The organism is Chryseobacterium sp. G0162, from assembly GCF_003815715.1.
Lineage (GTDB): Bacteria > Bacteroidota > Bacteroidia > Flavobacteriales > Weeksellaceae > Chryseobacterium.
Genome location: NZ_CP033922.1, coordinates 4543863 through 4565694 on the forward strand (window position 1 = coordinate 4543863; position 21832 = coordinate 4565694).

The 21832-nt window shown below is 35.3% G+C and carries 25 protein-coding genes; 13 read left to right on the forward strand and 12 right to left on the reverse strand.

Going from position 1 to position 21832, the window contains the following annotated elements:
* Positions 1 to 61 precede the first annotated feature (61 nt).
* Together EG344_RS20295 and EG344_RS24540 are read right to left on the reverse strand one after the other, a co-directional pair.
* Positions 62 to 727 (reverse strand): O-methyltransferase, encoded by a 666-nt coding sequence (locus EG344_RS20295; protein ID WP_123911151.1) that lies wholly within the window; start codon positions 725 to 727, stop codon positions 62 to 64.
* Between the two features lie 676 nt (positions 728 to 1403).
* Positions 1404 to 1562 carry a bacteriocin-like protein gene (locus EG344_RS24540; RefSeq protein WP_410493985.1) on the reverse strand — a complete coding sequence of 53 codons (159 nt, stop codon included), beginning with the start codon at positions 1560 to 1562 and terminating at the stop codon, positions 1404 to 1406.
* A 305-nt stretch (positions 1563 to 1867) separates the two neighbouring features.
* Here EG344_RS24540 and EG344_RS20300 point away from each other — a divergent pair, with 305 nt between their 5' ends.
* Positions 1868 to 2542 (forward strand): YceI family protein, encoded by a 675-nt coding sequence (locus EG344_RS20300; RefSeq protein ID WP_123911152.1) that lies wholly within the window; start codon positions 1868 to 1870, stop codon positions 2540 to 2542.
* A gap of 225 nt (positions 2543 to 2767) precedes the next feature.
* Entirely contained in the window at positions 2768 to 3316 is a 549-nt protein-coding gene (locus EG344_RS20305) for a type 1 glutamine amidotransferase domain-containing protein (protein WP_123911153.1), read from the forward strand.
* Between the two features lie 130 nt (positions 3317 to 3446).
* Here the strand turns inward: EG344_RS20305 and EG344_RS20310 are convergent, their stop codons facing one another.
* The gene (locus tag EG344_RS20310) at positions 3447 to 3803 is read right to left on the reverse strand and encodes a hypothetical protein (RefSeq protein ID WP_123911154.1); all 357 of its coding nucleotides are present in this window, start codon (positions 3801 to 3803) and stop codon (positions 3447 to 3449) included.
* Between the two features lie 141 nt (positions 3804 to 3944).
* On the opposite strand from EG344_RS20310, the gene EG344_RS20315 reads away from it, so the two are divergent.
* Positions 3945 to 4196, forward strand: a complete 252-nt coding sequence (locus EG344_RS20315) for a DUF1294 domain-containing protein (protein ID WP_123911155.1) — start codon at positions 3945 to 3947, stop codon at positions 4194 to 4196.
* 35 nt (positions 4197 to 4231) lie between these two features.
* On the opposite strand, the gene EG344_RS20320 is transcribed toward EG344_RS20315, so the two are convergent.
* Entirely contained in the window at positions 4232 to 5803 is a 1572-nt protein-coding gene (locus EG344_RS20320) for a right-handed parallel beta-helix repeat-containing protein (RefSeq protein WP_123911156.1), read from the reverse strand.
* A 213-nt stretch (positions 5804 to 6016) separates the two neighbouring features.
* Here EG344_RS20320 and EG344_RS20325 point away from each other — a divergent pair, with 213 nt between their 5' ends.
* The 6 genes from EG344_RS20325 to EG344_RS20350 all read left to right on the forward strand — a co-directional run bounded on the left by EG344_RS20325 (position 6017) and on the right by EG344_RS20350 (position 13482).
* Positions 6017 to 6223 (forward strand): bacteriocin-like protein, encoded by a 207-nt coding sequence (locus EG344_RS20325; RefSeq protein ID WP_123911157.1) that lies wholly within the window; start codon positions 6017 to 6019, stop codon positions 6221 to 6223.
* 135 nt (positions 6224 to 6358) lie between these two features.
* The gene (gene typA / locus EG344_RS20330) at positions 6359 to 8164 is read left to right on the forward strand and encodes a translational GTPase TypA (RefSeq protein WP_068943644.1); all 1806 of its coding nucleotides are present in this window, start codon (positions 6359 to 6361) and stop codon (positions 8162 to 8164) included.
* Between the two features lie 140 nt (positions 8165 to 8304).
* Positions 8305 to 9918 carry a glycoside hydrolase family 10 protein gene (locus EG344_RS20335; protein WP_123911158.1) on the forward strand — a complete coding sequence of 538 codons (1614 nt, stop codon included), beginning with the start codon at positions 8305 to 8307 and terminating at the stop codon, positions 9916 to 9918.
* A 568-nt stretch (positions 9919 to 10486) separates the two neighbouring features.
* Positions 10487 to 11038: a ferritin gene (locus tag EG344_RS20340; protein ID WP_123911159.1), complete on the forward strand. Its 552-nt coding sequence runs from the start codon at positions 10487 to 10489 to the stop codon at positions 11036 to 11038.
* A gap of 189 nt (positions 11039 to 11227) precedes the next feature.
* Positions 11228 to 12319, forward strand: a complete 1092-nt coding sequence (gene ychF, locus EG344_RS20345; protein WP_123911160.1) for a redox-regulated ATPase YchF — start codon at positions 11228 to 11230, stop codon at positions 12317 to 12319.
* 86 nt (positions 12320 to 12405) lie between these two features.
* Complete coding sequence (locus tag EG344_RS20350) at positions 12406 to 13482, forward strand: hypothetical protein (protein ID WP_123911161.1); 1077 nt, start codon at positions 12406 to 12408, stop codon at positions 13480 to 13482.
* Positions 13483 to 13570: 88 nt separating this feature from the next.
* Here EG344_RS20350 and EG344_RS24145 read toward each other — a convergent pair whose 3' ends face one another.
* The 4 genes from EG344_RS24145 to EG344_RS20365 all read right to left on the reverse strand — a co-directional run bounded on the left by EG344_RS24145 (position 13571) and on the right by EG344_RS20365 (position 14532).
* On the reverse strand, positions 13571 to 13840 hold the full coding sequence (locus EG344_RS24145) for a hypothetical protein (protein ID WP_185145572.1): 270 nt from the start codon (positions 13838 to 13840) through the stop codon (positions 13571 to 13573).
* A gap of 105 nt (positions 13841 to 13945) precedes the next feature.
* Positions 13946 to 14107, reverse strand: a complete 162-nt coding sequence (locus EG344_RS24085) for a hypothetical protein (protein ID WP_164464481.1) — start codon at positions 14105 to 14107, stop codon at positions 13946 to 13948.
* Between the two features lie 33 nt (positions 14108 to 14140).
* Positions 14141 to 14299 (reverse strand): bacteriocin, encoded by a 159-nt coding sequence (locus tag EG344_RS20360; RefSeq protein WP_123911162.1) that lies wholly within the window; start codon positions 14297 to 14299, stop codon positions 14141 to 14143.
* A 26-nt stretch (positions 14300 to 14325) separates the two neighbouring features.
* Positions 14326 to 14532, reverse strand: a complete 207-nt coding sequence (locus EG344_RS20365) for a hypothetical protein (RefSeq protein WP_123911163.1) — start codon at positions 14530 to 14532, stop codon at positions 14326 to 14328.
* Between the two features lie 144 nt (positions 14533 to 14676).
* Between EG344_RS20365 and EG344_RS20370 the strand changes: the two genes are divergently transcribed.
* The gene (locus EG344_RS20370; protein ID WP_123911164.1) at positions 14677 to 15615 is read left to right on the forward strand and encodes a helix-turn-helix domain-containing protein; all 939 of its coding nucleotides are present in this window, start codon (positions 14677 to 14679) and stop codon (positions 15613 to 15615) included.
* A gap of 87 nt (positions 15616 to 15702) precedes the next feature.
* On the forward strand, positions 15703 to 16467 hold the full coding sequence (locus EG344_RS20375; protein ID WP_123911862.1) for an SDR family NAD(P)-dependent oxidoreductase: 765 nt from the start codon (positions 15703 to 15705) through the stop codon (positions 16465 to 16467).
* Between the two features lie 99 nt (positions 16468 to 16566).
* Here the strand turns inward: EG344_RS20375 and EG344_RS24090 are convergent, their stop codons facing one another.
* The 4 genes from EG344_RS24090 to EG344_RS20385 form a co-directional block, all read right to left on the reverse strand.
* Positions 16567 to 16740: a hypothetical protein gene (locus tag EG344_RS24090; protein WP_164464482.1), complete on the reverse strand. Its 174-nt coding sequence runs from the start codon at positions 16738 to 16740 to the stop codon at positions 16567 to 16569.
* Positions 16741 to 16950: 210 nt separating this feature from the next.
* On the reverse strand, positions 16951 to 17106 hold the full coding sequence (locus EG344_RS24095) for a hypothetical protein (RefSeq protein WP_164464483.1): 156 nt from the start codon (positions 17104 to 17106) through the stop codon (positions 16951 to 16953).
* Between the two features lie 28 nt (positions 17107 to 17134).
* Positions 17135 to 17329: a bacteriocin gene (locus EG344_RS20380; RefSeq protein ID WP_123911165.1), complete on the reverse strand. Its 195-nt coding sequence runs from the start codon at positions 17327 to 17329 to the stop codon at positions 17135 to 17137.
* A gap of 157 nt (positions 17330 to 17486) precedes the next feature.
* On the reverse strand, positions 17487 to 18635 hold the full coding sequence (locus EG344_RS20385) for a methionine aminotransferase (protein ID WP_123911166.1): 1149 nt from the start codon (positions 18633 to 18635) through the stop codon (positions 17487 to 17489).
* 581 nt (positions 18636 to 19216) lie between these two features.
* On the opposite strand from EG344_RS20385, the gene EG344_RS20390 reads away from it, so the two are divergent.
* Positions 19217 to 19756: a DUF2867 domain-containing protein gene (locus tag EG344_RS20390; RefSeq protein ID WP_123911167.1), complete on the forward strand. Its 540-nt coding sequence runs from the start codon at positions 19217 to 19219 to the stop codon at positions 19754 to 19756.
* A gap of 179 nt (positions 19757 to 19935) precedes the next feature.
* Positions 19936 to 21822 (forward strand): DNA topoisomerase IV subunit B, encoded by a 1887-nt coding sequence (locus EG344_RS20395; RefSeq protein ID WP_123911168.1) that lies wholly within the window; start codon positions 19936 to 19938, stop codon positions 21820 to 21822.
* Positions 21823 to 21832: the final 10 nt, after the last annotated feature.

Consider the following 21832-nt stretch of genomic DNA (forward strand, 5'->3'; position numbering starts at 1 on the left):
GTTTTAAAACGAAAAAAGGCGAGTTACCCCGCCTTGAATAGTTTTTCCTTTGAATTAAAATTTAATTGACAATTGCTATTGCCATTCCATCATATTCTTTTGCTCCTACGGTTTGCATAATAGTGGCGGTAACCTTTGGGTTGCCAGCCAGCATTTGATTAAAACGCTGTACCCCTCTCACTTTTTCATCATTGCTATTTTCATTCAAAATCTGGCCTTCCCGGATGACATTATCACAAATAATTATTGTTCCCGGATGAGAAAGTTGTAATGCCAGTTCAAAATATTCGGAATAAGGGGGCTTATCTGCATCAATAAAAATAAAGTCGAAAGCTTCTTCACCTGTAGCAATGAGTTCATTCAATACATCCATTGCTTTACCGATTCGTAAATCAATCTGGTCAGAAAGTCCTGCTTTTGCAATGTTTTGACTGGCAATATGAGCGTGATGAGGATTAAATTCTACTGTAATCACTCTACCGTCTGCAGGAAGTGCTCTGGTCATCCAAATAGTACTGTAAGCACCTAAAGTCCCCAACTCTAATACACGTTTAGCCTTGCAGGTAAGAAGCATCAGTTGAAGAAACTTCCCCTGTGTAGGAGAGATACTGATTTGAGGCATGGAAGCATCATCGAGAGATTGAATGGTTTCCTGAAGTACAATATCTTCGGGAGCCACCAGATTGCTGATATATTGATCTACCTTTTCAAATAATTGCTGATTCATATTTTTGATTTGATTGAAACGAAGGTAGTGAATTTAAAAATCAGCAATACATTATTTTACCATTAAAAATAAAAAAGGCAAATTGCCTAGCCTTGAATGTTTTCACAACTGCTTTAAGCCACAAAGAGTATCCAATAGAGCTATGATTAATCACAAAGACAATAATTTTTGAAATCAATTCACATGAAAACAATCCTATTGAAGTAATAAAAAATAGAATAACGTGATCATTAAAAAATATAAACAGTTATTAGCTTTGATTGCTCAAAATTCATATTTCAAACAAACATTTTTTTGTCTTCAATGTCTTTGGAGGTTTTTCATACCACAAAAAGAACGATTTCATTAAACAGTGACATAATTGGCACACGCATTGTTAATGTTAAAGCAAGTTTTGAAGAAAAGCTTTGTTTAACACCACATCATTTACTAATAATTCATTTTGAACTTTTGCCTCCCTATTGACACGGGAGGTTTTTCTTTTTATTTATGCATGATTTATGGAAATAATTTAGCGGTTTATTTGATTATTGCAAAAAATCAAACTGAAAGAAGGACCTTGTAAGTAACTGGATCAGGTATACATTTTCCATTAAAGAGTTGTGATTGATCACGAAGAAAGTAACTCAGAAAATAAATATAAACAAAAAAAATCCCTCTAATCGAGGGAGCTTTTTTATACAATTGGAATACATCTGCATGAGCAAGGTACCCCAAGCATTGGATCACATACTCCTAAGTCTTCGCAAACATACATATAACCAGCTTTGCAAAACTCAATTCCACCTTTAATTGATTTTAGATTTTCTCTTGTGACTTTTTTGAAATTTTTCATGGTATAATTTTAATTTGTAAGTGCTAAATATATAAATTATTCTTAGTTGAGGGATTTAACATAAAAATATTTTTGGAAATATCTGGATGTATCTTTAAAACCAACAGATTTTCCTATGGACAACATAAAAATCAAAATAGGATGATGAAATAAATATTTTCAATTTTCGTTTATTTCTTACCATGTTACAATTCCTAACGTTGGTAGCGAAATTTACATTTCTTGATGTATGATAAGAGAAGACCCACAAGGTTTGTCTATTTTTGTACCCGAAAACAATAAACTTTTTTAAACAGTTCAATAATATGAAAAAAATTAGCGTAATTGCATTAGTAGCAGTAGGATTGATGGCTGCATCATGTACCAATAAAGAAAAAACAGATACATCAGTAGCTACCGAGCAGGCAGTTGCTGAAAGTAAAGGTGAAGTATTAGCAGTAGACGCTGCCACTTCTGTAGTAAACTGGAAAGCTTTCCACAAAGGAGGTTTTGCTCCTCGTTGGGGAACTCTTAACGTAAAATCAGGAGATCTGAGCATTGAAGGAGGACAAGTGGTAGCTGGAAACTTCAATATTGATATGACTTCTATTAAAGTTGATCCTGCATCAGTAACTGAAAAAGATAAAAAACCTGCGGACCTTGAAGCTCACCTTAAGAACCCTGATTTCTTTGATGTAGAGAAAAACCCAACTTCAGACTTTAAGATTACAAGTGTATCAGACCTGAAAGAAGCACCAAAAGATGCGGTAGCAGGAGCTAACAAAACAGTAAGCGGAAACCTAACATTAATGGGTAAAACAATGAATGTTACTTTTCCTGCTAAAGTAGATGTAGCAGATAATACTGCGGCTATCCAGGCTAAATTTACTGTGAACAGAACAGACTGGGGTATCAAATTCGGAACTACTGAAACCGATCCTGCAGAATGGATGATCAGCAAAGACATCGAAATTGCAATTGATGTAAAAGCAAAAAAATAAGTTAATAAACTTTCTATAAATAAAGAGCTGCCTTGATCAAGGCAGCTCTTTTTCTTTTCCCTAATGAAATGGGTTGTGTAATGGATTTTATACCCTATTCAAATGATAAAAGTGGCCTATTACCCTTTTTTAATAGGCGATCTTTAATTTTTTTAAGATTTGATAACACCTGGACGGCATTATTTTTTCTTTCTATATAAAGATAACATCCAAAATCATAATATCATGTCAAAAAAAATTGCAATTCTCGCTACTAACGGTTTTGAAGAAAGCGAACTCCAATCGCCTAAAGAGTATTTGGAACAACAGGGGTGGACTGCTCATGTGGTAAGCCCTGAAGGAGGAACAATCCGATCATGGGCTGAAAAAGATTGGGGAAAAGAATACCATGTTGACAAAACACTGGCTGAAGTGAATGCTTCTGAATACGATGCTTTGGTTTTGCCCGGTGGCGTTATCAATCCGGATCAGTTAAGAACAAATGGACAGGCATTGGCATTTGTAAGAGATTTTTTTATACAAAATAAACCTGTTGCAGCAATTTGCCACGCACCGCAGATTCTCATCAATGCAAAAGTCGTGAATGGAAGGAATATGACTTCTGTGAAATCAATCAGTAGAGATTTAATCAATGCCGGAGCCCATTGGGAAGATCGTGAAGTTGTGGTGGATAATGGTCTGGTAACCAGTAGAACTCCAAAAGACCTTCCGGCCTTTAATGCTAAGATGGTAGAAGAGTTTAAAGAAGGAAAACATGTAGGGCAAGGTTTATAATGTCCCCAAAAAATATATGATTATAGAAGGCCCGGAATTTAAAATTCCGGGCCTTGATGATGGATGATCTTATAAAATTTTAGATTTTTTTAGAAGATATACAGTATCTAATTAACTATGCGAGATAAAATTAATTAAAAATCCATGAGTTTTGAGTACGTACACAATATTCACTTCCCAGGTAAAGAGGGTTGCCATGTTTTTCAGACCAGAATCCATCCAATATGTCCTGGCTCAGACAACGGTACACCGCTACACCTTTATAGGTTTTGCAGTCATCACCTTCATAATTAAAGTTAAGAACTAAAATCCGGTCTTTATAAAACCCTGTTCCGTTTTGTATATGATCGCCAATGATCCATTGGGCAATGATGCGGGCATTTTCATCAACAGATAAAGTTAATGTACCCTGATAAGAAACCTGGTCAGATGATTCCTGATTGCTTCCTTTGATAGAATAGGTACCTGCCAAATCATGTACTGTCATTGATTCATTTTTTATGGGTGGCAAATTTAAAGAAACTTATTCTGATAAACCGTACAAATATTACGTAGGAAAAAAGACATTAACCAGATGGCTTTCTCTATGTATAAATTAAACTTATTTTTGCAGGAAATTAATTTTATAATGATTCCTTTTCTGTTAATCACTAACCTTATTACCTTTGGCGTTTTCGGATTTGATAAACTGCAGGCCAAAAGACATCAGTGGCGGATTTCTGAGAATGTCCTTTTAGGTCTTTCATTGATAGGGATTGTAGGTGCTGCTGCAGGAATGATTATTTTCAACCATAAAGTTTCCAAAAAATCTTTTCTTGTAAAATTTTTCATAGTGCTTTTAATTGATGTTGTATTATTGTACAGGCTAATAAGACATTGATTGATAAAAAAACAGCCTTAATGGCTGTTTTTTTATTAATTGTTAATAATACCAAATGGCTTCCATGTATTCGTTCCATCAGTTGTATTGACCCACCCAATTGGCATATTAACAGAAGGACCGGTATTCAGAATAATATCACCTCGCTTCCAGTCAGGAGAAGAAACCGAAGGAAAAGTATCTGCATAAGTTATTTTTACTTTTCCCAAATGAAGAGAATCATTCAAGTTTTGATAGTAAACCGTTCCCAGGTTGTCATTGGTAATAAAATTACCTGTAATATTGGGACTAATGTCAGATAAGCATTTATTGTGGGTAATGGTTGTCTTTAATCCGGAATCTGCTCTGATATCATATACTTTGAAATTTTTAATCGAATTTCCCCTTACATCATCATAAAGAGATTCTTTTCCCATAATATTAACGCCAATGGAGGTGTCATCCGGTATTGCATTGTCGTAAATTAATATATCATTGTCAATAATTTTATTTCCTCTTGTAAATGAAGAATTCTTGACGCTATTGGCTAAATAGATTCCGTATCCGGGGTGGGAAAGTGCAATGTAATTACTGTTAATATTCCAGTTATGGCTCTCTGCTCCAATCACAATTCCAATATGTCTGCAGAAATCAATCATACTGTTGAGTACATTAACGTGAGAAGTTTTTTCAGCGTAAATTCCCTGATAAACATTAAAGATAAAAGTATCAATAATTCTCCAGCCTTCTTGTGAAGTGCCTCCGTCAAAAAAGATACCTTTACTGTCAGGTATATCTATAAGTTCTTCCTCTCCTGTTTGCTGGTTTATTACTTTGACATCTATCGAAATGCTGGTATTGTTGGAAATTTCATTGTTCACGGAATTGTTTTTGATATGCATTCCTGTCTTGCAATTACCAATTTTTATAGTCTGAATTTGGGAAGACCAAAGATAATTTGCTTCCAGTCCTGTTTGATAACCATTGATGGCAAGATCTTTTAAAATAATATCATAAGCATGAACCTTCGGTGTTCCGATTATTTTAATACCTGTAAAACTATTAGGGGTTGTTGTGTAAAGAGTTGCATTATAAATTCCGAATCCTTCCAAAACAGTACCAGAAGCATTGATTGTAATCTCTTGCCCATTAATAACAGTCTTGTATGCGTTAATGATAATACCATGATTATTATTGGTTATAAGAAAAGGAGGTAAATCTAATTGACTTTTAGTAGAGGAACCTGTAATTTTAATGGCTTTATTGATCTGCAAAGGCTGATAAAGCATATATCTCCTGTTATCAAGCTTCAGAACCTGTCCGGCTTCCATTTCATCAATCAGCTTTTGGATTTCAACGGAATCATCGGTCATACCATCTCCACGAACATCTGCAATTGTAATAGAAATATCATCAGTAATAATTCTTTTATAGTATGAAACCGGACCATTGCCGTTTTTTTTAATACGGTATAGGTATTTCCCGTCAGGAACAGGAAGATCTTGTTTTTTAAAATTGGCAACTTCACCACTGAAAGAATCAATCAAACTTACAATGTTAAGATCCAAAGCAGGATCTGAAGATGAAAAAAAAGCATCAATGGTTAAGAGATTTAAATTGTTTGTCATTTTTTTTTGTTTTTGGTGATTAATAAATAGGAAATACTCTTGCTAGAATGTATTGAGACAAAGATAAAATAGAGTAGCGACAGAACTTGACGTGTAATATTTTATTATAGAATAGTGTAAAGAGCTAGATTTTAAGTGAGTTATGATTAAAAAATATTTTTTGAATTCAGTTTTTTCTTACATTTATCATTCAACAACAAAAACAATATAACTATGAAAAATGTAAGAAAAATTACCAGAAGTGAAATGAAAACACTGACAGGAGGAATTGCAAAAGGAATGGTGAGATGTAAGGATCCCGATACTTGTACATTGAGATGGGGATGGCCTACAGGATCTTCAAGTAATTGTGATGAAATGTCCATTATTTGTGGAGATGCACCGGCAGTTGATCCATGTGATTCGTCTTTATGTCCATAACCGTTTAAGAGTGTTTTTTCAACACTCTTTTTTTATACCTCTGTAAACGTGTATTTTAAACAGAATGTTAATTATTTATCCAATAAAATTGTTTTTCATTAAAAATCACTATTTTTGCACTCGTAAAAATCCTATATGCAAAACATTAGAAATATTGCGATTATCGCACACGTTGACCACGGGAAAACGACTTTGGTTGACAAAATCATCCACGCAACCAACATTTTCAGAGAAAATCAGGAGAGTGGAGAATTAATTATGGATAACAATGATCTTGAAAGAGAAAGAGGGATCACCATCTTATCCAAGAATATTTCTGTTACTTATAAAGACACTAAAATTAACGTAATTGATACTCCTGGTCACGCGGATTTCGGTGGAGAAGTAGAGAGAGTATTAAAAATGGCTGACGGAGTTATCCTGTTGGTGGATGCGTTCGAAGGACCAATGCCACAAACAAGATTCGTACTTCAGAAAGCTTTAGAATTAGGATTGAGACCATTAGTGGTTATCAATAAAGTAGATAAACCAAACTGCCGTCCGGACGAAGTTCACGACCAGGTATTTGATTTATTCTTCAACCTTGAAGCTACTGAAGAGCAATTAGATTTCCCAACATTCTACGGTTCTTCTAAGCAAGGTTGGTTCAACACTTCATTAGAACAAACTGAAGATATTTTACCATTATTAGATGGTATCTTAGAACATGTACCAGCTCCAAAAGTAACTGAAGGGAACCTTCAGATGCAGATTACTTCTCTTGATTTCTCTTCTTTCTTAGGAAGAATTGCAATCGGAAAAGTAACAAGAGGAGAGATCAAAGAATCTCAATGGATTGGTCTTGCACAGGCAGATGGAAAAGTGTTGAAAGGTAAAGTAAAAGAACTTTACGTTTTCGAAGGATTAGGAAAGAAAAAAGTAACTGAAGTTCAAGCTGGAGATATCTGTGCTGTAGTAGGTTTCGATGCATTCCAGATCGGTGACTCTTTCGTAGATCTTGAAAATCCTGAACCATTGGAAAGAACAGCAATTGATGAGCCTACATTGAACATGACGTTCTCTATCAACAATTCACCTTTCTTCGGTAAAGACGGTAAATATGTTACTTCTAACCACCTAAAAGAAAGATTAACTAAAGAATTAGAGAAAAACTTAGCATTAAGAGTTCAACAAACTGATGATGCTAACACGTTCTTGGTATTCGGTAGAGGTATTCTTCACTTATCTGTTTTGATTGAAACAATGAGAAGAGAAGGATATGAAATGACAATCGGTCAGCCACAGGTTATCCTAAGAGAAATTGACGGAGTAAGCTGTGAGCCTTACGAATCTTTAGTAGTTGACGTTCCTGAAGAATACGCATCAAGAGTTATCGACTTGGCAACTCAGAGAAAAGGTGACCTTCACATTATGGAAACAAAAGGAGAAATGCAGCACATGGAATTCGAGATTCCTTCAAGAGGTTTGATCGGACTTCGTTCTCAAATGCTGACTGCTACTGCTGGGGAAGCTATCATGGCTCACCGTTTCACAGAATATAAGCCTTTCAAAGGAGCTATTCCAGGAAGAAACAATGGGGTATTGATCAGCAAAACTACAGGTCCTGCTACAGAATATTCTATCGCTAAATTACAAGACAGAGGTAAGTTCTTTGTTGATCCGGGTGAGGAAATCTACACAGGGATGATCATTGGAGAGCAAAATAAACCTGGAGATCTTGTAGTAAACATCGTAGAAGCAAAACAGTTGAACAACATGAGAGCTTCTGGAAAAGATAAAGATACAGGGGTTGCACCAAAAATCTTATTCTCTCTTGAAGAGTGTATGGAATATATCCAGGCTGACGAAGCGATCGAGGTAACTCCAAACTTCATCAGAATGAGAAAGAAAATCCTTTCTGAAGAAGAAAGAAAAAGAGTTGAAAGATCAGCGAAAGCGTAATCATTTCGATTTACAATCAATATCATATAGAAAAGCCTCGAATTTTTCGAGGCTTTTTTTCTAAAGAATAGGAAAAAATGTTTATTTTTTCACAACAATATCCAAAGTATTAAAATTTAATTTAAAGTAGTTTTGCGGCTATGAAAATGAGTAAACTAAAACTTATCGTTTTAATGGGAGTTCTAGCGTCTTACAGCATCTCATGTTCTACTCAGAACAATGTAACAAAGACCCCTCCTGTTAAAAATACAACAAAACCTAATACCAATAATACTACCAATCAGCCAAAACCTCCTGTAGCAGTAAAGCCTACACCGGGAACTTCAACGGAAGAAACATTCAGAACCAATCTTCCTGAAATTAACAGAGAATTCCGTGGTGCTTGGATTGCCAGTGTTGCCAATATCAACTGGCCATCTAAAAACAATCTTACAGTAGAGCAACAGAAAGAAGAAGCTATCAGTATGCTGGATATGCTGAAAGATAATAACTTTAATGCTGCTATTTTTCAGATCAGACCTTCTGCAGATGCTTTATATACAAGTAATATAGAACCTTGGTCTTACTTTTTAACCGGAGAAACAGGATCAGCACCTTATCCAAACTATGATCCGTTATTATTCTGGATCGAAGAAGCTCACAAAAGAGGACTGGAATTACACGTTTGGTTAAATCCTTACCGTGCCCACCACACCAATGGAGGTAACGTCAATAAAATGTCAATGGCCAACAGAATGTCTGACATTGTGGTAAGATTAAAAAATGGGATGTACTGGTTTGATCCGGCTAACCCAAAAACACAGGATCATGTATCCAATGTAGTAAAGGATATCGTAAAAAGATATGACATTGATGCCATTCATTTTGATGATTATTTTTATCCGTATGCTACTTACAACAAAGGAGCTGATTTTCCTGACTATGCTTCATGGAATGTTTATCAAAGCAATGGCGGAACTTTATCAAGAGCAGACTGGAGAAGAGATAACGTAAATAAATTTGTAGAACGTATCTACAAAGAAATTCATGCAGAAAAAAATAATGTAAGATTTGGAATCAGCCCATTTGGAATCTGGAAGCCGGGATATCCGGCGGGAATTGTAGGATCTTCTCAGTTTGATGAGCTGTATGCGGATGCCAAATTATGGTTAAATAAAGGCTGGGTAGACTATTTTTCTCCACAATTGTACTGGCCGATTGATTCAAAAGGGCAGGGCTTCGAAGCATTGCTAAACTGGTGGCAATCAGAAAATACAATGAAACGTCACCTATGGCCAGGTTTGAATACTGTGGAGATTAAAACGTATGATCGTCCAACAGAAATCAAGAACCAAATTGATATCTCCAGAAAGATCCTCAAAAATGATGCAGGTGAAATCCACTGGAGTATTGCAGGATTGACTAAAAATCCGGGAATGCTGCCGACCCTGAAAAATGGACCTTACAGTGAAAAAGCATTAATTCCGAAATCGCCATGGATCAAAACCGTTCCATTGCAGACACCCACCTTATTTATTAGTGATAACGGAAGTTTTGCACAGACAAGATGGAGTACAAAAAATGCTTCAGAAGTTTTTCAGTGGGTACTTTTCAGCCAGTATGACGGAGTATGGCAAACAGAAATTTTACCATTGGATACCCTTTTTAAAGATGTTCCTAAGTTCAAAAATGGTAAAAAGTTGAATGGAGTAGCGATCAAAGCTATTGACAGATTAGGAAACGAAAGTGATTATATGGCAAAAAAAGTCAAATAAAGAAAAACTAAAGACCATATTGTAAAGGTCATTAAAGTTTTAATAAATATAAAAGGGTTTAACTTAAAGTTGAACCCTTTTTTTATCTTTTTATTTGAACCTTTGCACAGAGAAGATGAATCAGTTTCAAAGCCTGGAACCAAAGCAAAAAGAGATTATTTGAAGCTTTTGTGAAGGTTGCGCTTAAATAAAAATATCCTTATCTCCAGCTTTTGGAATTGATCCGAGAAAATCTAACATTTAATTTATCTATAGCTTTTGTCATTCTGAAAGAAGCTAAACGCAACTTGTTAAATCAATCGATGGAAATCAAAGATTGTAAACACTTAAGTGAACATTCTAGGCGTAGAACTTTCCAATTCCAATAACTAAAGTGTTAAAAATCTTTTGGTTAAGAAAATTGCAAAAATTTTATGCCGTTTTATTTTAGAATAACTATAAATTATTAGCTTAAAATAAAGAAAATCAGTATGATATATCTTGGTTTGAATTGGTTTTAAGTAAATTAAAAACCTTAGCGGAATCATTTTTGCATGATTAGTTTCATAATCACCAAAATATAACATTTATGAATACTAACAGACTTTCCGCAAAAGTGGAAAAAGCACTTAGTGACCAGATGAACAAAGAAATTCATGCATCACACGTTTTTCTATCGTATGGAATTTGGGCCGATGACAAAGGCTATCAGGGTATTGCTAATTTTCTTTACCGTCATTCTCAGGAAGAAAGAAACCATTCGATCAAATTCATGGAGTACATTTTAAACAGAGGCGGAAAGCCAAAAGTAGCAGCGATTCCTGCTCCTCCAGCTGATCCCAAAAGCCTTACTGCGTGTTTTGACGGGGTTTTCAAACATGAGGTAGACAATACCACCGCCATTTATAAAATCGTAGACCTTGCCATGGAAGAAAAAGACTGGGCAACATGGAATTTTATGCAGTGGTTTGTACAGGAACAGATCGAAGAAGAAACACTGGCCCAAAACTTAATTGATAAATTAAAAATTGCAGGCGGAGACCGTGCTACAGACGAATCATTATTCACTCTGGATATGGCAATGCAGTCAGCACCGAATGATGTTCCTCTGGCTCAGGAAGCTACCGGAAATAATCCATAAAAATCATCGGTGAAGTAAAAACTGTTTGAAAATCTGTCAGAATGCTGACAGATTTTTTTATTATGAAACTCTCTTAAAATTCACTATCTTTGCACGCTGAAAGTTCATAAATCAACAACTAAGGTGAAAAACATTGAACCTTAAACCTTGAACTTCCAACCTTAAACCTTAAACTTTGAATTTTACAATATGAAATGTGGAATTGTAGGCCTTCCGAATGTAGGTAAATCAACACTTTTTAACTGTCTGAGCAATGCAAAAGCTCAATCAGCGAACTATCCTTTCTGTACCATTGAACCAAACCTGGGAACAGTTTCAGTACCGGACCAGAGATTGTTTGAACTGGAGAAAATCGTAAAGCCTGAAAGAGTTTTACCAGCTGTAGTTGAAATCGTTGATATTGCCGGTCTTGTAAAAGGTGCCAGCAAAGGAGAAGGATTGGGGAACCAGTTCCTGGCAAACATCCGTGAGTGTGAGGCAATCATCCACGTCTTAAGATGTTTTGATAACGGAAATATCGTTCACGTAGAAGGTTCAGTAGATCCTTTAAGAGATAAAGAAATTATTGATATTGAGCTTCAGTTGAAAGACCTTGAAACAGTAGGAAAAGCAGTTGAAAAAGCTAAAAAATTCATCAAATCCGGTAAGAAAGAAGATATCCTTACTTACGAAACCCTTCAGAATTTACAGAAATTTCTTGAAGATGGGAAAAATGCAAGAGAATTTGCGATGGATGATTTTACAAAGTCAATCATTGCTGAAGTTCAGCTTTTAACCAATAAACCGGTACTTTACGTTTGTAATGTAGATGAAAATTCTATCAAAAACGGAAACGAATGGATTGGAAAGATCGAAGAAATGGCTAAAAATGAAGGAGCAGAAGTAGTAGTATTAGCTGCTCAGATCGAAGCTGACATCAACGAACTTGAAACTTTCGAAGAAAGAGAAATTTTCCTTGATGAGCTAGGTCTTACAGAACCGGGAGTAAACCGTTTGATCAGAAAAGCTTATGATCTTTTAAAACTTCAAACGTATTTTACAGCTGGAGTAAAAGAAGTAAGAGCTTGGACTATCGGACAAGGATGGACAGCTCCTCAGGCAGCTGGGGTAATCCACACAGACTTTGAAAAAGGATTCATTCGTGCAGAAGTTATTAAGTATAATGACTATATGACATATGGTTCAGAAGTAAAAGTAAAAGAAGCTGGAAAACTTTCTGTAGAAGGTAAAGAATATATCGTTCAGGATGGTGACATCATGCACTTTAGATTCAATGTATAAGAAAAAATATTAAAGTTAGTTTATAAAAAAGCGCTTCCATAATATAATTTGGGAGCGTTTTTTGCTTTTGTGAGAAAAACTGTACTATGAAAATTATTTATTTTACGATTATTGTCTTCTTTTTTTCATGTTCAAAGCCTATTGAAGATAAGTGCTTCATAGATAAGATGAATACTGAAGATGTTGTGATACAGGTTGGAGATCCCCAATCTTATACGCTAAAACAAATTCTTGCAGAAAAACCTAATTATCTAGAAATTACCAATCTTACTACATACCGGGACTTTAAAACAGACAGAGCCGAATTTCGTCTTCCAATAGCGGAGTTTGGAGAAAAGGGTGAAACAACTGAAACTAGCAATACAGTATTTGATGAAAAGTTTTCTGATCAGTTTGTATGTTTTGCAAAACAAAAGTCTGAAAATACCTTATATGGACTTGGGATGAACGGACTTGGATACTGGTTGCTAAAAATTGAAAATAATAAACCTTCTGTCTATTTTTTAGGGCTCAGTCCAAACCTGTATTATTTCAATAAAATTCAGCGGAATCTGATTGTTGAGGGAGATTACCTCCATATTGAAGGAAGTCTGGTGAAAATCGATAATCCTATTGATCGTGGTGGGTACAAAAACTATTCAGTGATTGAAGATGGCAAATTGTTTAAAATTAAACTGAAAGATCTAATACAGGATTCCGATCAGGATGGTTACAATGATATTTTTGAGAATAGTTTTGGACTCAATCCCCATGAAAAAGATACAGATGGTGATGGAATCAATGATTTTGAGGATAAGAACCCTATGTTCAGATCATCAGATAACAAATTCACCCGTCTTTATAATCAACTGGTTTCCGATACTTTTGTAGGGGCTGAAAAGTTGGATTATGAATTTCAGGTCTATCAAACAGACTGTGAATATTTTCATCAAATCAATCCTCCTCAAAAGGTATTATTTGTACCTGAAGACAAAAAGAAGCAAACATATTACACCAAAGTTGCTGACATTATTGAAGAAACAATTTCTCCAATACAGAAAAATAAAAAGAACCCGAACAGTTTTTATATTTATAAAGCAGGAGCTTTCTATAAAAATGATTATTCTGCAGATTATGAAAACGGAAAGTGGGTGCTTAAAGTGGTTGGTGGATATGTTATTTAAAATAATCTGATATTTCATGTACAAAAAACAAAAGCACTTTCAAACAAGTGAAAGTGCTCAAATTATAAAAATAACAAAAGGTTGATGTTTAGTCAAATGGTGGTTCAGGTACATACCAGCACTCCCTTTCGGTGCATCCTGTTCCTGTTATCATACATCGGCCGGTTTTATAATCTATACAAGAGTATGATCCGCCCATAATGGTTTTTAACGCTTTCTTATCTAATTTCTTTCCTTTATTCATAGTCATTGAATTGTGTGAATCGTTAATGAAACTAAGGAACAATTGGATCAGGTCTGCATTCTCTTTCTCCACAGCTTTTACTTGCTGTTTTGCATTGGCCGGTAAATAGGGCAATACATCTCATTAATCCTCCCATGATCACTCGTAATTCCCTTTTACTTAGTTTTTAGGATTGTTTGAGGTTGGGTTTTCCATAGTTTTCTTAAAGGATATATGTTCTTATGGTTCCAATATAGGTCTGCATTGTGGTTCTGCGCATCCCAGACCGAAAGCTCTGCATTGACCAGTCATAGGGTCTATACATTGCCTTAATCCTCCTGTAATACTTCTTAATTCTCTTTTGTTGAGTTTTTTCCCGTTGTTTAAGTTTTGACTTTTCATGATTATGATTTTTAAATGTTAGATTATTATCTTTTAAAAAGGAAAAGGAGGTTCAGGTGCATATCTGCACTCTCTTTCTGCGCATCGTATTCCGTTAGCGATGCAACGTCCCGTTTCTGGATCAAGACACATCTGTAATCCACCTTTGATGGATTTTAATTCCTTTTTGTTCAGTTTTTTACCGTTATTCATAGTATTAATTTTAAGAAGTTTGATGATTACTCTATAGTGATGGGTGCTGGTCTGCATTCTTTTTGTCCGCAGACAGGTGAAATAATGGTGCAGCCGTTGGGATATGGTGACTCACAGGGTTCATAGGGAGTTGGACAAAGTACTGGTTCCATACAATTAAGAAGTCCTCCTTTAATCGTGGTAAGCTCTTTCTTATTCAGCTTTTTCCCGAATTGTGAAATTTTTTTCTTCATGGTTCTGATTTTTAGTAGGTTAGTTTTATACGAATGTAGTAAAAATATTTATTCGTAAATCACTTTCTGTAGAAAAAATGTAATAAATATTTTGTTTTTATTAAAAATCAACTTTGTATATTTGAATTTTACAACTTGTTGATTATGGAGACAATAGCTCACTCTTCATTAGAGGATTTTTATAGGGAAATGACAGCCAAACTGGGGAAAAGCCTTGAGGATATTTTTCCTAAAGGTCTCCACAAAGATATTGGACATTTTAATGTATTCGATATCGCTCAAACCCTTGAAAAAGTAAGAAGCACTTCCGAAATGCCTTATAACAGGCGGAAATATTACAAAATCAGTTTGATTAGAGGAAAAAACAGAGCCGAATACGCCGATAAGACCATTACCATAGAAAAAAATGCGTTGCTGTTTGCTACTCCTAAAGTCCCTTACCATTGGATTCCTGAAGATGGGCAGCAATCTGGAAGTTTTTGTGTATTTACTGAAGATTTTTTCATGAAAGAAGCTTCTTATAATTCCTTGGAAACTCTGCCTATTTTTCAACCGGGAGCGGTGCCTATATTTGAAATTGAGGATGAATTGGCTGATGAAATAGAACTTCTTTTTAAAAAAGTAAAAAAGGAAATAGATTCAGATTATCTATTTAAGTATGATTTGATCAGGAATTACGTATGGGAGCTGATTCATTATGGTCAAAAGCTGCAGCCTGCTACAAAAATTTCAGTTTCAAAAGATGCTTCTATGAGGGTGGTGTCTTTATTTATAGAATTACTGGAAAGGCAGTTTCCTATTGAATCAAGAGAACAGCGGTTACAATTGAGAGCAGCCAATGACTATGCTGAAAGATTGTCTGTGCACGTTAATTATCTCAATAAAAGACTAAAAGAAAGCACTGGAAAAACGACTACGGAATTTATCGGTGACCGTATCATTCAGGAGGCAAAAATCCTTTTAAGACAAACCCAATGGAATGTATCTGAAATTTCTTACACGCTTGGTTTTGAAGAAATAGCCCATTTTTCAAACTTTTTTAAAAGAAAAACGTCATATACTCCTTTAGAATTTCGTTCATGATTTGAATTTTGCAAATTTCGGATTGATTCAGGTAAACTCTTTCTGATGGAAATATTCCAACTTTGTATCACTAAAACAACCAAAAATATGGAAGCAAAAACAAAAATAGCATTGGTAACCGGAGGAAGTCGTGGCTTGGGTAAAAATTCAGCCCTTAAAATTGCCCAAAAAGGACTGGATGTTATCATTACGTATAGAAGCAATAAAGAAGAAGCAGAAGCTGTAGTTAATGAAATAAAAGCTTTGGGTAGAAAGGGAGCCGCATTTCAGCTGGATACAAAAGACCGTAAAAGCTTTGATGCATTTGTGAAAGAAGTTACTGATCACTTAAAAGAGGCTACGGGAAATTCCCATATTGATTATCTTGTCAATAATGCAGGAACAGCTTTATATGCTCCGATTACAGAGGTTACGGAAGAGCAGATGGAGGATATGCTGGATATTCATTTCAAAGGAGTATTTTTCTTAACTCAAAAATTATTGCCATTCATCAATGATGGTGGCGGGATTATTAATATCTCTTCAGGACTGGCAAGATTTGCAACACCCGGCTCATCAGTCTATGGTTCTATAAAAGCAGGAGTGGAAATGCTGACTAAATATATGGCCAAAGAATTGGGATCAAGAAAAATAAAGGCTAATGTAATTGCTCCGGGAGCTATTGAAACCGATTTCGGTGGCGGAAGAGTAAGAGACAATAAAGAAATCAATGATATGGTAGCTGGTTCTACTGCTTTAGGCAGAGTAGGACTTCCTGATGATATTGGTGGAGTAGTGGCTTTTCTTTGTACCGATGATGCTGGCTGGATCAATGGACAGAGAATTGAAGCTTCAGGAGGAATGTTTCTTTAATAAAGAAAAAAATGATTACCTATTCACTTCTCTGAATTTTTCAAACAAGACAAATAAAAAACCGGTCATGCATACCGGTTTTTTTATTTTTTTAGACTACTAGTCAATCGGATCAACAGGAATGGGAAGTTGACATTCTTGTTCCTTGCATCCTGGCCCATGATAATAACAATAGTCTCCGTAGATTTTACATCTTACTTCTCCTCCTCCTGTTATCATTTTCAGTTCTTTCTTGGCTAATTTCTTTCCTCTGTTTAAATTTTGATTGTTCATGGTTTGATATTTAGAGAGTTACATATTAACGAATATACGGAAAACATTAATTGTAAATCCCATTTTAGAGAAAAAAATAAGTTTTATGACTTTCTCAAATTAATACAGATGTTGTGGTCTTGCCTGGAAATAGTAATGCAAAAAAATAAAAGTCTATCTCAAACCAGGGATAGACTTTCTAAATATAATTAAGAACTTTATAAATGTAGATTAAAAAGGAATTTTACATTCAGGTTCAGCACAGAACTTTCCATATTGTTTACATTCTGTAAAGCCTTCCGGTCTGCAGATTCTTAATCCGCCTTTGATGGTACTCAATTGCTTTTTGTTTAATTTTCTTCCGTTCAGTTGAATGTTGTTTTTCATAATATAGATTTTAATAAATTGGAGATTCTTAAGGTCTGCATATTTTTTGTCCACAATAAGGAGAAATCATGGCGCAGCCATTCTCGTCAACATTCGAATGGCAGGGCTCCATATGAGGAAGGCATATTTCCTGAGCAGGCATACAGTCCAGCAGACCTCCTGCAATGGTTTTTAATTCCTTTTTAGAAAGCTTTTTGGCTTGTAGAGAAGTTTGTTTTTTCATAATTCTGATTTTTAATGAGTTAGTTATACGAATATATGAAAAGTTTCAACAGTAAATCACCTGTTGAAGAAAAATGTTAATAGGGTTATGTCTTGTTTAGAGTTGAAAACTGGTTCTCTATGGATAAATAAAAAATTCAAATGGATTTTGAAAATGATTATACTCTTGAAAGGTTTTCAAGTGCTTTCTCTAATGTTTCCTCTTTCTTGGCAAAACATAAACGGATCACATTTTCATTGAGTTTGTTTTTGTAAAATGATGAAAACGGAACACTTGCCACCTTATGGTTGATGGTCAGTTCACTGGCGAAATCAAAATCATTTTTATCTGAGATTTTAGAATATTTTACTGCCTGGAAATAAGTTCCTTCACAATCTAGCAACTCGAAGGATGTTCCAGCAAGTCCTTGTCTTAGGAAATCTCTTTTTTCCTGAAAGAATTGATTAAGATAAAGGTAATGTTCATCGTTTTTCATATACTCCGCTAAAGCAAGTTGAATAGGAGTGTTTACACAAAAAACATTGAACTGATGTACTTTTCTGAACTCATCTGTTAAGGCTTTGGGAGCGGCACAATATCCTACTTTCCAGCCTGTAACATGGAAAAGCTTTCCAAATGAGGCTACAAGAAGACTTCTTTCTTTAAGTTCAGGATATTTACAGATACTTAAATGCTGTTTCCCGTCAAAAACAATATTCTCATAGACTTCATCACTTAAAATAAGGATCGAAGTCCCTTTGACCAATTGGATCAGCGCATTGATATCTTCTTCTTTTAAGATTTTTCCTGATGGATTATTCGGATTGTTGAGAATAATCATTTTGGTTTTATCACTTACCAGACTCTTTACAGCAGTCCAGTCGATTTGATAATCAGGAGCTTTCATTTCAAATCGTTTTACAATACCTCCAAAAAGCTCTACAGTAGGTTCATAACAGTCATAAGCAGGCTCAAAAATAATCACTTCATCATCTTTCTTGATAAAAGCAGCAATAGCGGTAAAAATAGCTTGAGTTCCCCCTGCGGTCACCGTAATTTCTGAATCCGGATGATAGGTGCTTTGATGACTGTTTTCTATTTTTCTGGCTATTTCTTCCTTTAAACCAATCATTCCTCCCAATGGAGCATATTGATTGAACCCTTTTTTTACAAAGTGATCTACATGGTTTAATAACTCGGAATCCGGCATGAAATCAGGAAATCCCTGAGAAAGATTAATTGCCTCGTTTTCATTGGCAAGCTGCGTCATTTGGCTGAAAATAGTAGTTCCTACATTGGAAAGCTTCGATAAAGGAAGTTGTATCATAAAAACAGATTTTGTTGATCCCGAATTTAATGAATTATTTAAAGCGCTGTTCATTTAAATACTTCTATTCTTATCAATGTTTCTAATGCAGTAAAAGTTACTTTTTTAGGTTATGTACTCATAGATATATGCATCAATGACGCTATTTGTGGCATTTAAATATCTGCGTAATCAGCAAAATCTGCGAGAGTTTTTTAGGTTGGAAAATGCAATGGCGCAAAGAATTAATAATAAAGATTGTTTTTAAGGCGCAAGAGGATCCAAGGTTCTCAGCAAGGAAAGCTTTCAAAATATTTTCATCATCATATTTTATACATTAATAAAAATCATTCGTGAATTCGTGGCCATTACGGAAGTACATTTTACAGTACAGCATTTTTTCGGAGATAAAAATCTTGCACACTACAACTGCATGAATTTAAAAGAACTTGGCGTTTTCGCGATTTTCCAACAAATCACTGTCCATTTTTATCAGAAAAAAATAATTTAAACAATTGTTTGAAAAAATAGAACTTTTGCTTTTAAATATGTTCAGTGATGCTTATATTTGTTATGCTAAAAATAATATAAAACCAATGATCATGAAAATTAAGAAGATTGAGTTTCCTGCAAGATCTATTTTGTCTCAAGGAAGAGAAAAGTTTGATTATATGGATAGTTTTGAAGGTGGACTGGTAGGAAACGGGCAGAATTTCAATATTACACAAATAGGGAAAGCTTTTTTTACAAGTGGACCAAAATGGGGGAAGAAAATGTTTGCTATCAGGAATAAGATGGTAGGATTATTTGGTTTGAAAACAGGTGCAGAGACTGATCCGGAGAAAGATGCCGACAGCTTTACCTGTGAGGTAGGAGAGTGTATAGGTATTTTTAAGGTTCTTGATAAAACCAGCAATGAAATTATTCTTGGTGAAGATGATAAACATCTGGATTTCAGAATTTCTCTTTTGTTTGATAAGAACCAGGGTGGACAGGATGAAAATTCTTTAACAATTTCCACTACAGTAAAGTTCCATAACTGGCTGGGAGTATTGTACTTTTTACCAGTACGGCCGTTTCATAAGCTCATTGTTCCGGCTATGCTTAAAAATATAATAGGCAAGCTGGAAAGTGCGGCATAATAATTTCAGAGGGTAAGTGTCGGAACACAGACATTTACCCTTTTATATTTCATTCAATTAAGTCTACTTTTTTGTGATGATAATCTTGATTTCAGGAAGAATGTTGATAAAAAAATGAAGATTAAAATTCGGATAATTTTGGACAATTTCGTACTTTTGTATGTTTGCTGAAATCATATATGTCACAAGAAATAAATCCAACCTACTCGGAAGATAATATCAGAACCCTCGATTGGCAGGAACATATCCGTCTGCGCCCCGGAATGTACATCGGGAAGCTCGGTGACGGGTCCTCTGCTGATGATGGTATTTACATTTTACTTAAAGAAATCCTGGATAACTCCATTGATGAGTTCAGGATGAGATCCGGTAAAAGAATTGAAATAAAACTGGATGACGGAAAGGTCACTATTCGTGACTTTGGCCGTGGAATTCCGTTGGGGAAGGTAGTAGATGCCGTTTCCAAAATGAATACCGGAGGTAAATACGACAGTAAAGCATTTAAAAAATCTGTCGGACTGAACGGGGTGGGTACAAAAGCTGTAAATGCCCTTTCAGACTATTTCAGAGTACGTTCTTTCCGTGATGGGAAAATGAAGGTGGCGGAATTCTCCCGCGGGATGATCAAAGAGAACTTTGATGAAAAAGAAACCTCGGACAGAAACGGAACCGAAATTTCATTTATTCCGGATGGAGACATCTTCCTGCATTTCAAATACAGAAAAGAGTATATCGAAAGAATGCTCCGGAATTATGCCTATCTGAATCCGGGATTGAAAATAGTATTCAACGGGGAAACCTATTTTTCTGAAAATGGTCTGAAAGACCTTTTAGAGGAAGAACTGGAAAGTGATATTCTTTATCCGATTGTTCATTTAAAAGGGGAGGATATTGAATTGGCAATTACCCATTCTGATAAATCACAAACGGAAACTTATTTTTCATTCGTTAACGGACAGAATACAACACAGGGGGGTACGCACCTTAATGCTTTCCGTGAAGCCTATGTGAAAACGATCCGTGAGTTTTTCAATAAGAATTTTGATGCTTCCGATATTAGGAAATCAATCATTGCAGCCATTTCCATCAATGTAGAAGAACCGGTTTTCGAATCCCAGACCAAAACAAAGCTGGGATCTAATGATATGGGACCTAACGGACCTACCGTAAGGACTTTTATTATTGATTTTCTTAAAAGTAAGCTTGATAATTTCCTACATAAAAACCCTGAAATAGCTGAGGCCATCCAAAGAAAAATTCTGATCTCTGAGAGAGAGAGAAAAGAACTTTCCGGAATCCAGAAGCTGGCAAGAGAAAGAGCTAAAAAAGTATCTCTGCATAATAAGAAACTTCGTGACTGCAGACAGCATTATAACGATCAGAAAGCTGAGAGAAAAGGAGATTCACAGATTTTTATTACCGAGGGAGATTCTGCATCAGGATCTATCACCAAATCAAGAGATGTAGAAACACAGGCGGTATTCTCATTAAAAGGAAAGCCGCTGAACTGCTATGGATTGACGAAGAAAGTGGTGTATGAAAATGAAGAGTTTAACCTTCTTCAGGCTGCTTTGAATATTGAAGAAAGTTTGGAAGACCTGAGATACAATCAAGTAATTATTGCAACGGATGCCGATGTTGATGGAATGCACATCCGTTTGTTGATGATTACCTTCTTCCTGCAATTTTTCCCGGATCTGATTAAAAATAATCACCTTTATATCCTTCAGACCCCATTATTCAGGGTTAGAAATAAAAAAGAGACAAGATATTGTTATTCAGAAGCAGAACGGGTAAAAGCCTTGAATGAACTTGGGAAAAATCCTGAAATTACACGATTTAAAGGATTAGGGGAAATTTCTCCGGATGAATTTAAGCATTTCATCGGAAAAGATATCCGTTTAGAACCGGTAGTAATTGGAAAAGATCAGACTATAGATCAGCTACTGGAGTTTTATATGGGAAAAAATACACCAGACAGACAAACTTTTATCCTTGAGAACTTAGTGGTGGAAGATGATTCTGATATTGATAAAAAACACATTCTTGATGAAGTAAGCAGCTAATACCTGATGA

Excerpts from the sequence above, each read along its gene's own strand:
- EG344_RS20295 (WP_123911151.1), bottom strand. The coding sequence starts at position 727 with ATGAATCAGCAATTATTTGAAAAGGTAGATCAATATATCAGCAATCTG.
- EG344_RS24540 (WP_410493985.1), bottom strand. The coding sequence starts at position 1,562 with ATGAAAAATTTCAAAAAAGTCACAAGAGAAAATCTAAAATCAATTAAA.
- EG344_RS20300 (WP_123911152.1), top strand. The coding sequence starts at position 1,868 with ATGAAAAAAATTAGCGTAATTGCATTAGTAGCAGTAGGATTGATGGCT.
- EG344_RS20305 (WP_123911153.1), top strand. The coding sequence starts at position 2,768 with ATGTCAAAAAAAATTGCAATTCTCGCTACTAACGGTTTTGAAGAAAGC.
- EG344_RS20310 (WP_123911154.1), bottom strand. The coding sequence starts at position 3,803 with ATGACAGTACATGATTTGGCAGGTACCTATTCTATCAAAGGAAGCAAT.
- EG344_RS20315 (WP_123911155.1), top strand. The coding sequence starts at position 3,945 with ATGATTCCTTTTCTGTTAATCACTAACCTTATTACCTTTGGCGTTTTC.
- EG344_RS20320 (WP_123911156.1), bottom strand. The coding sequence starts at position 5,803 with ATGACAAACAATTTAAATCTCTTAACCATTGATGCTTTTTTTTCATCT.
- EG344_RS20325 (WP_123911157.1), top strand. The coding sequence starts at position 6,017 with ATGAAAAATGTAAGAAAAATTACCAGAAGTGAAATGAAAACACTGACA.
- typA (WP_068943644.1), top strand. The coding sequence starts at position 6,359 with ATGCAAAACATTAGAAATATTGCGATTATCGCACACGTTGACCACGGG.
- EG344_RS20335 (WP_123911158.1), top strand. The coding sequence starts at position 8,305 with ATGAAAATGAGTAAACTAAAACTTATCGTTTTAATGGGAGTTCTAGCG.
- EG344_RS20340 (WP_123911159.1), top strand. The coding sequence starts at position 10,487 with ATGAATACTAACAGACTTTCCGCAAAAGTGGAAAAAGCACTTAGTGAC.
- ychF (WP_123911160.1), top strand. The coding sequence starts at position 11,228 with ATGAAATGTGGAATTGTAGGCCTTCCGAATGTAGGTAAATCAACACTT.
- EG344_RS20350 (WP_123911161.1), top strand. The coding sequence starts at position 12,406 with ATGAAAATTATTTATTTTACGATTATTGTCTTCTTTTTTTCATGTTCA.
- EG344_RS24085 (WP_164464481.1), bottom strand. The coding sequence starts at position 14,107 with ATGAAAAGTCAAAACTTAAACAACGGGAAAAAACTCAACAAAAGAGAA.
- EG344_RS20360 (WP_123911162.1), bottom strand. The coding sequence starts at position 14,299 with ATGAATAACGGTAAAAAACTGAACAAAAAGGAATTAAAATCCATCAAA.
- EG344_RS20365 (WP_123911163.1), bottom strand. The coding sequence starts at position 14,532 with ATGAAGAAAAAAATTTCACAATTCGGGAAAAAGCTGAATAAGAAAGAG.
- EG344_RS20370 (WP_123911164.1), top strand. The coding sequence starts at position 14,677 with ATGGAGACAATAGCTCACTCTTCATTAGAGGATTTTTATAGGGAAATG.
- EG344_RS20375 (WP_123911862.1), top strand. The coding sequence starts at position 15,703 with ATGGAAGCAAAAACAAAAATAGCATTGGTAACCGGAGGAAGTCGTGGC.
- EG344_RS24090 (WP_164464482.1), bottom strand. The coding sequence starts at position 16,740 with ATGAACAATCAAAATTTAAACAGAGGAAAGAAATTAGCCAAGAAAGAA.
- EG344_RS24095 (WP_164464483.1), bottom strand. The coding sequence starts at position 17,106 with ATGAAAAACAACATTCAACTGAACGGAAGAAAATTAAACAAAAAGCAA.
- EG344_RS20380 (WP_123911165.1), bottom strand. The coding sequence starts at position 17,329 with ATGAAAAAACAAACTTCTCTACAAGCCAAAAAGCTTTCTAAAAAGGAA.
- EG344_RS20385 (WP_123911166.1), bottom strand. The coding sequence starts at position 18,635 with ATGATACAACTTCCTTTATCGAAGCTTTCCAATGTAGGAACTACTATT.
- EG344_RS20390 (WP_123911167.1), top strand. The coding sequence starts at position 19,217 with ATGAAAATTAAGAAGATTGAGTTTCCTGCAAGATCTATTTTGTCTCAA.
- EG344_RS20395 (WP_123911168.1), top strand. The coding sequence starts at position 19,936 with ATGTCACAAGAAATAAATCCAACCTACTCGGAAGATAATATCAGAACC.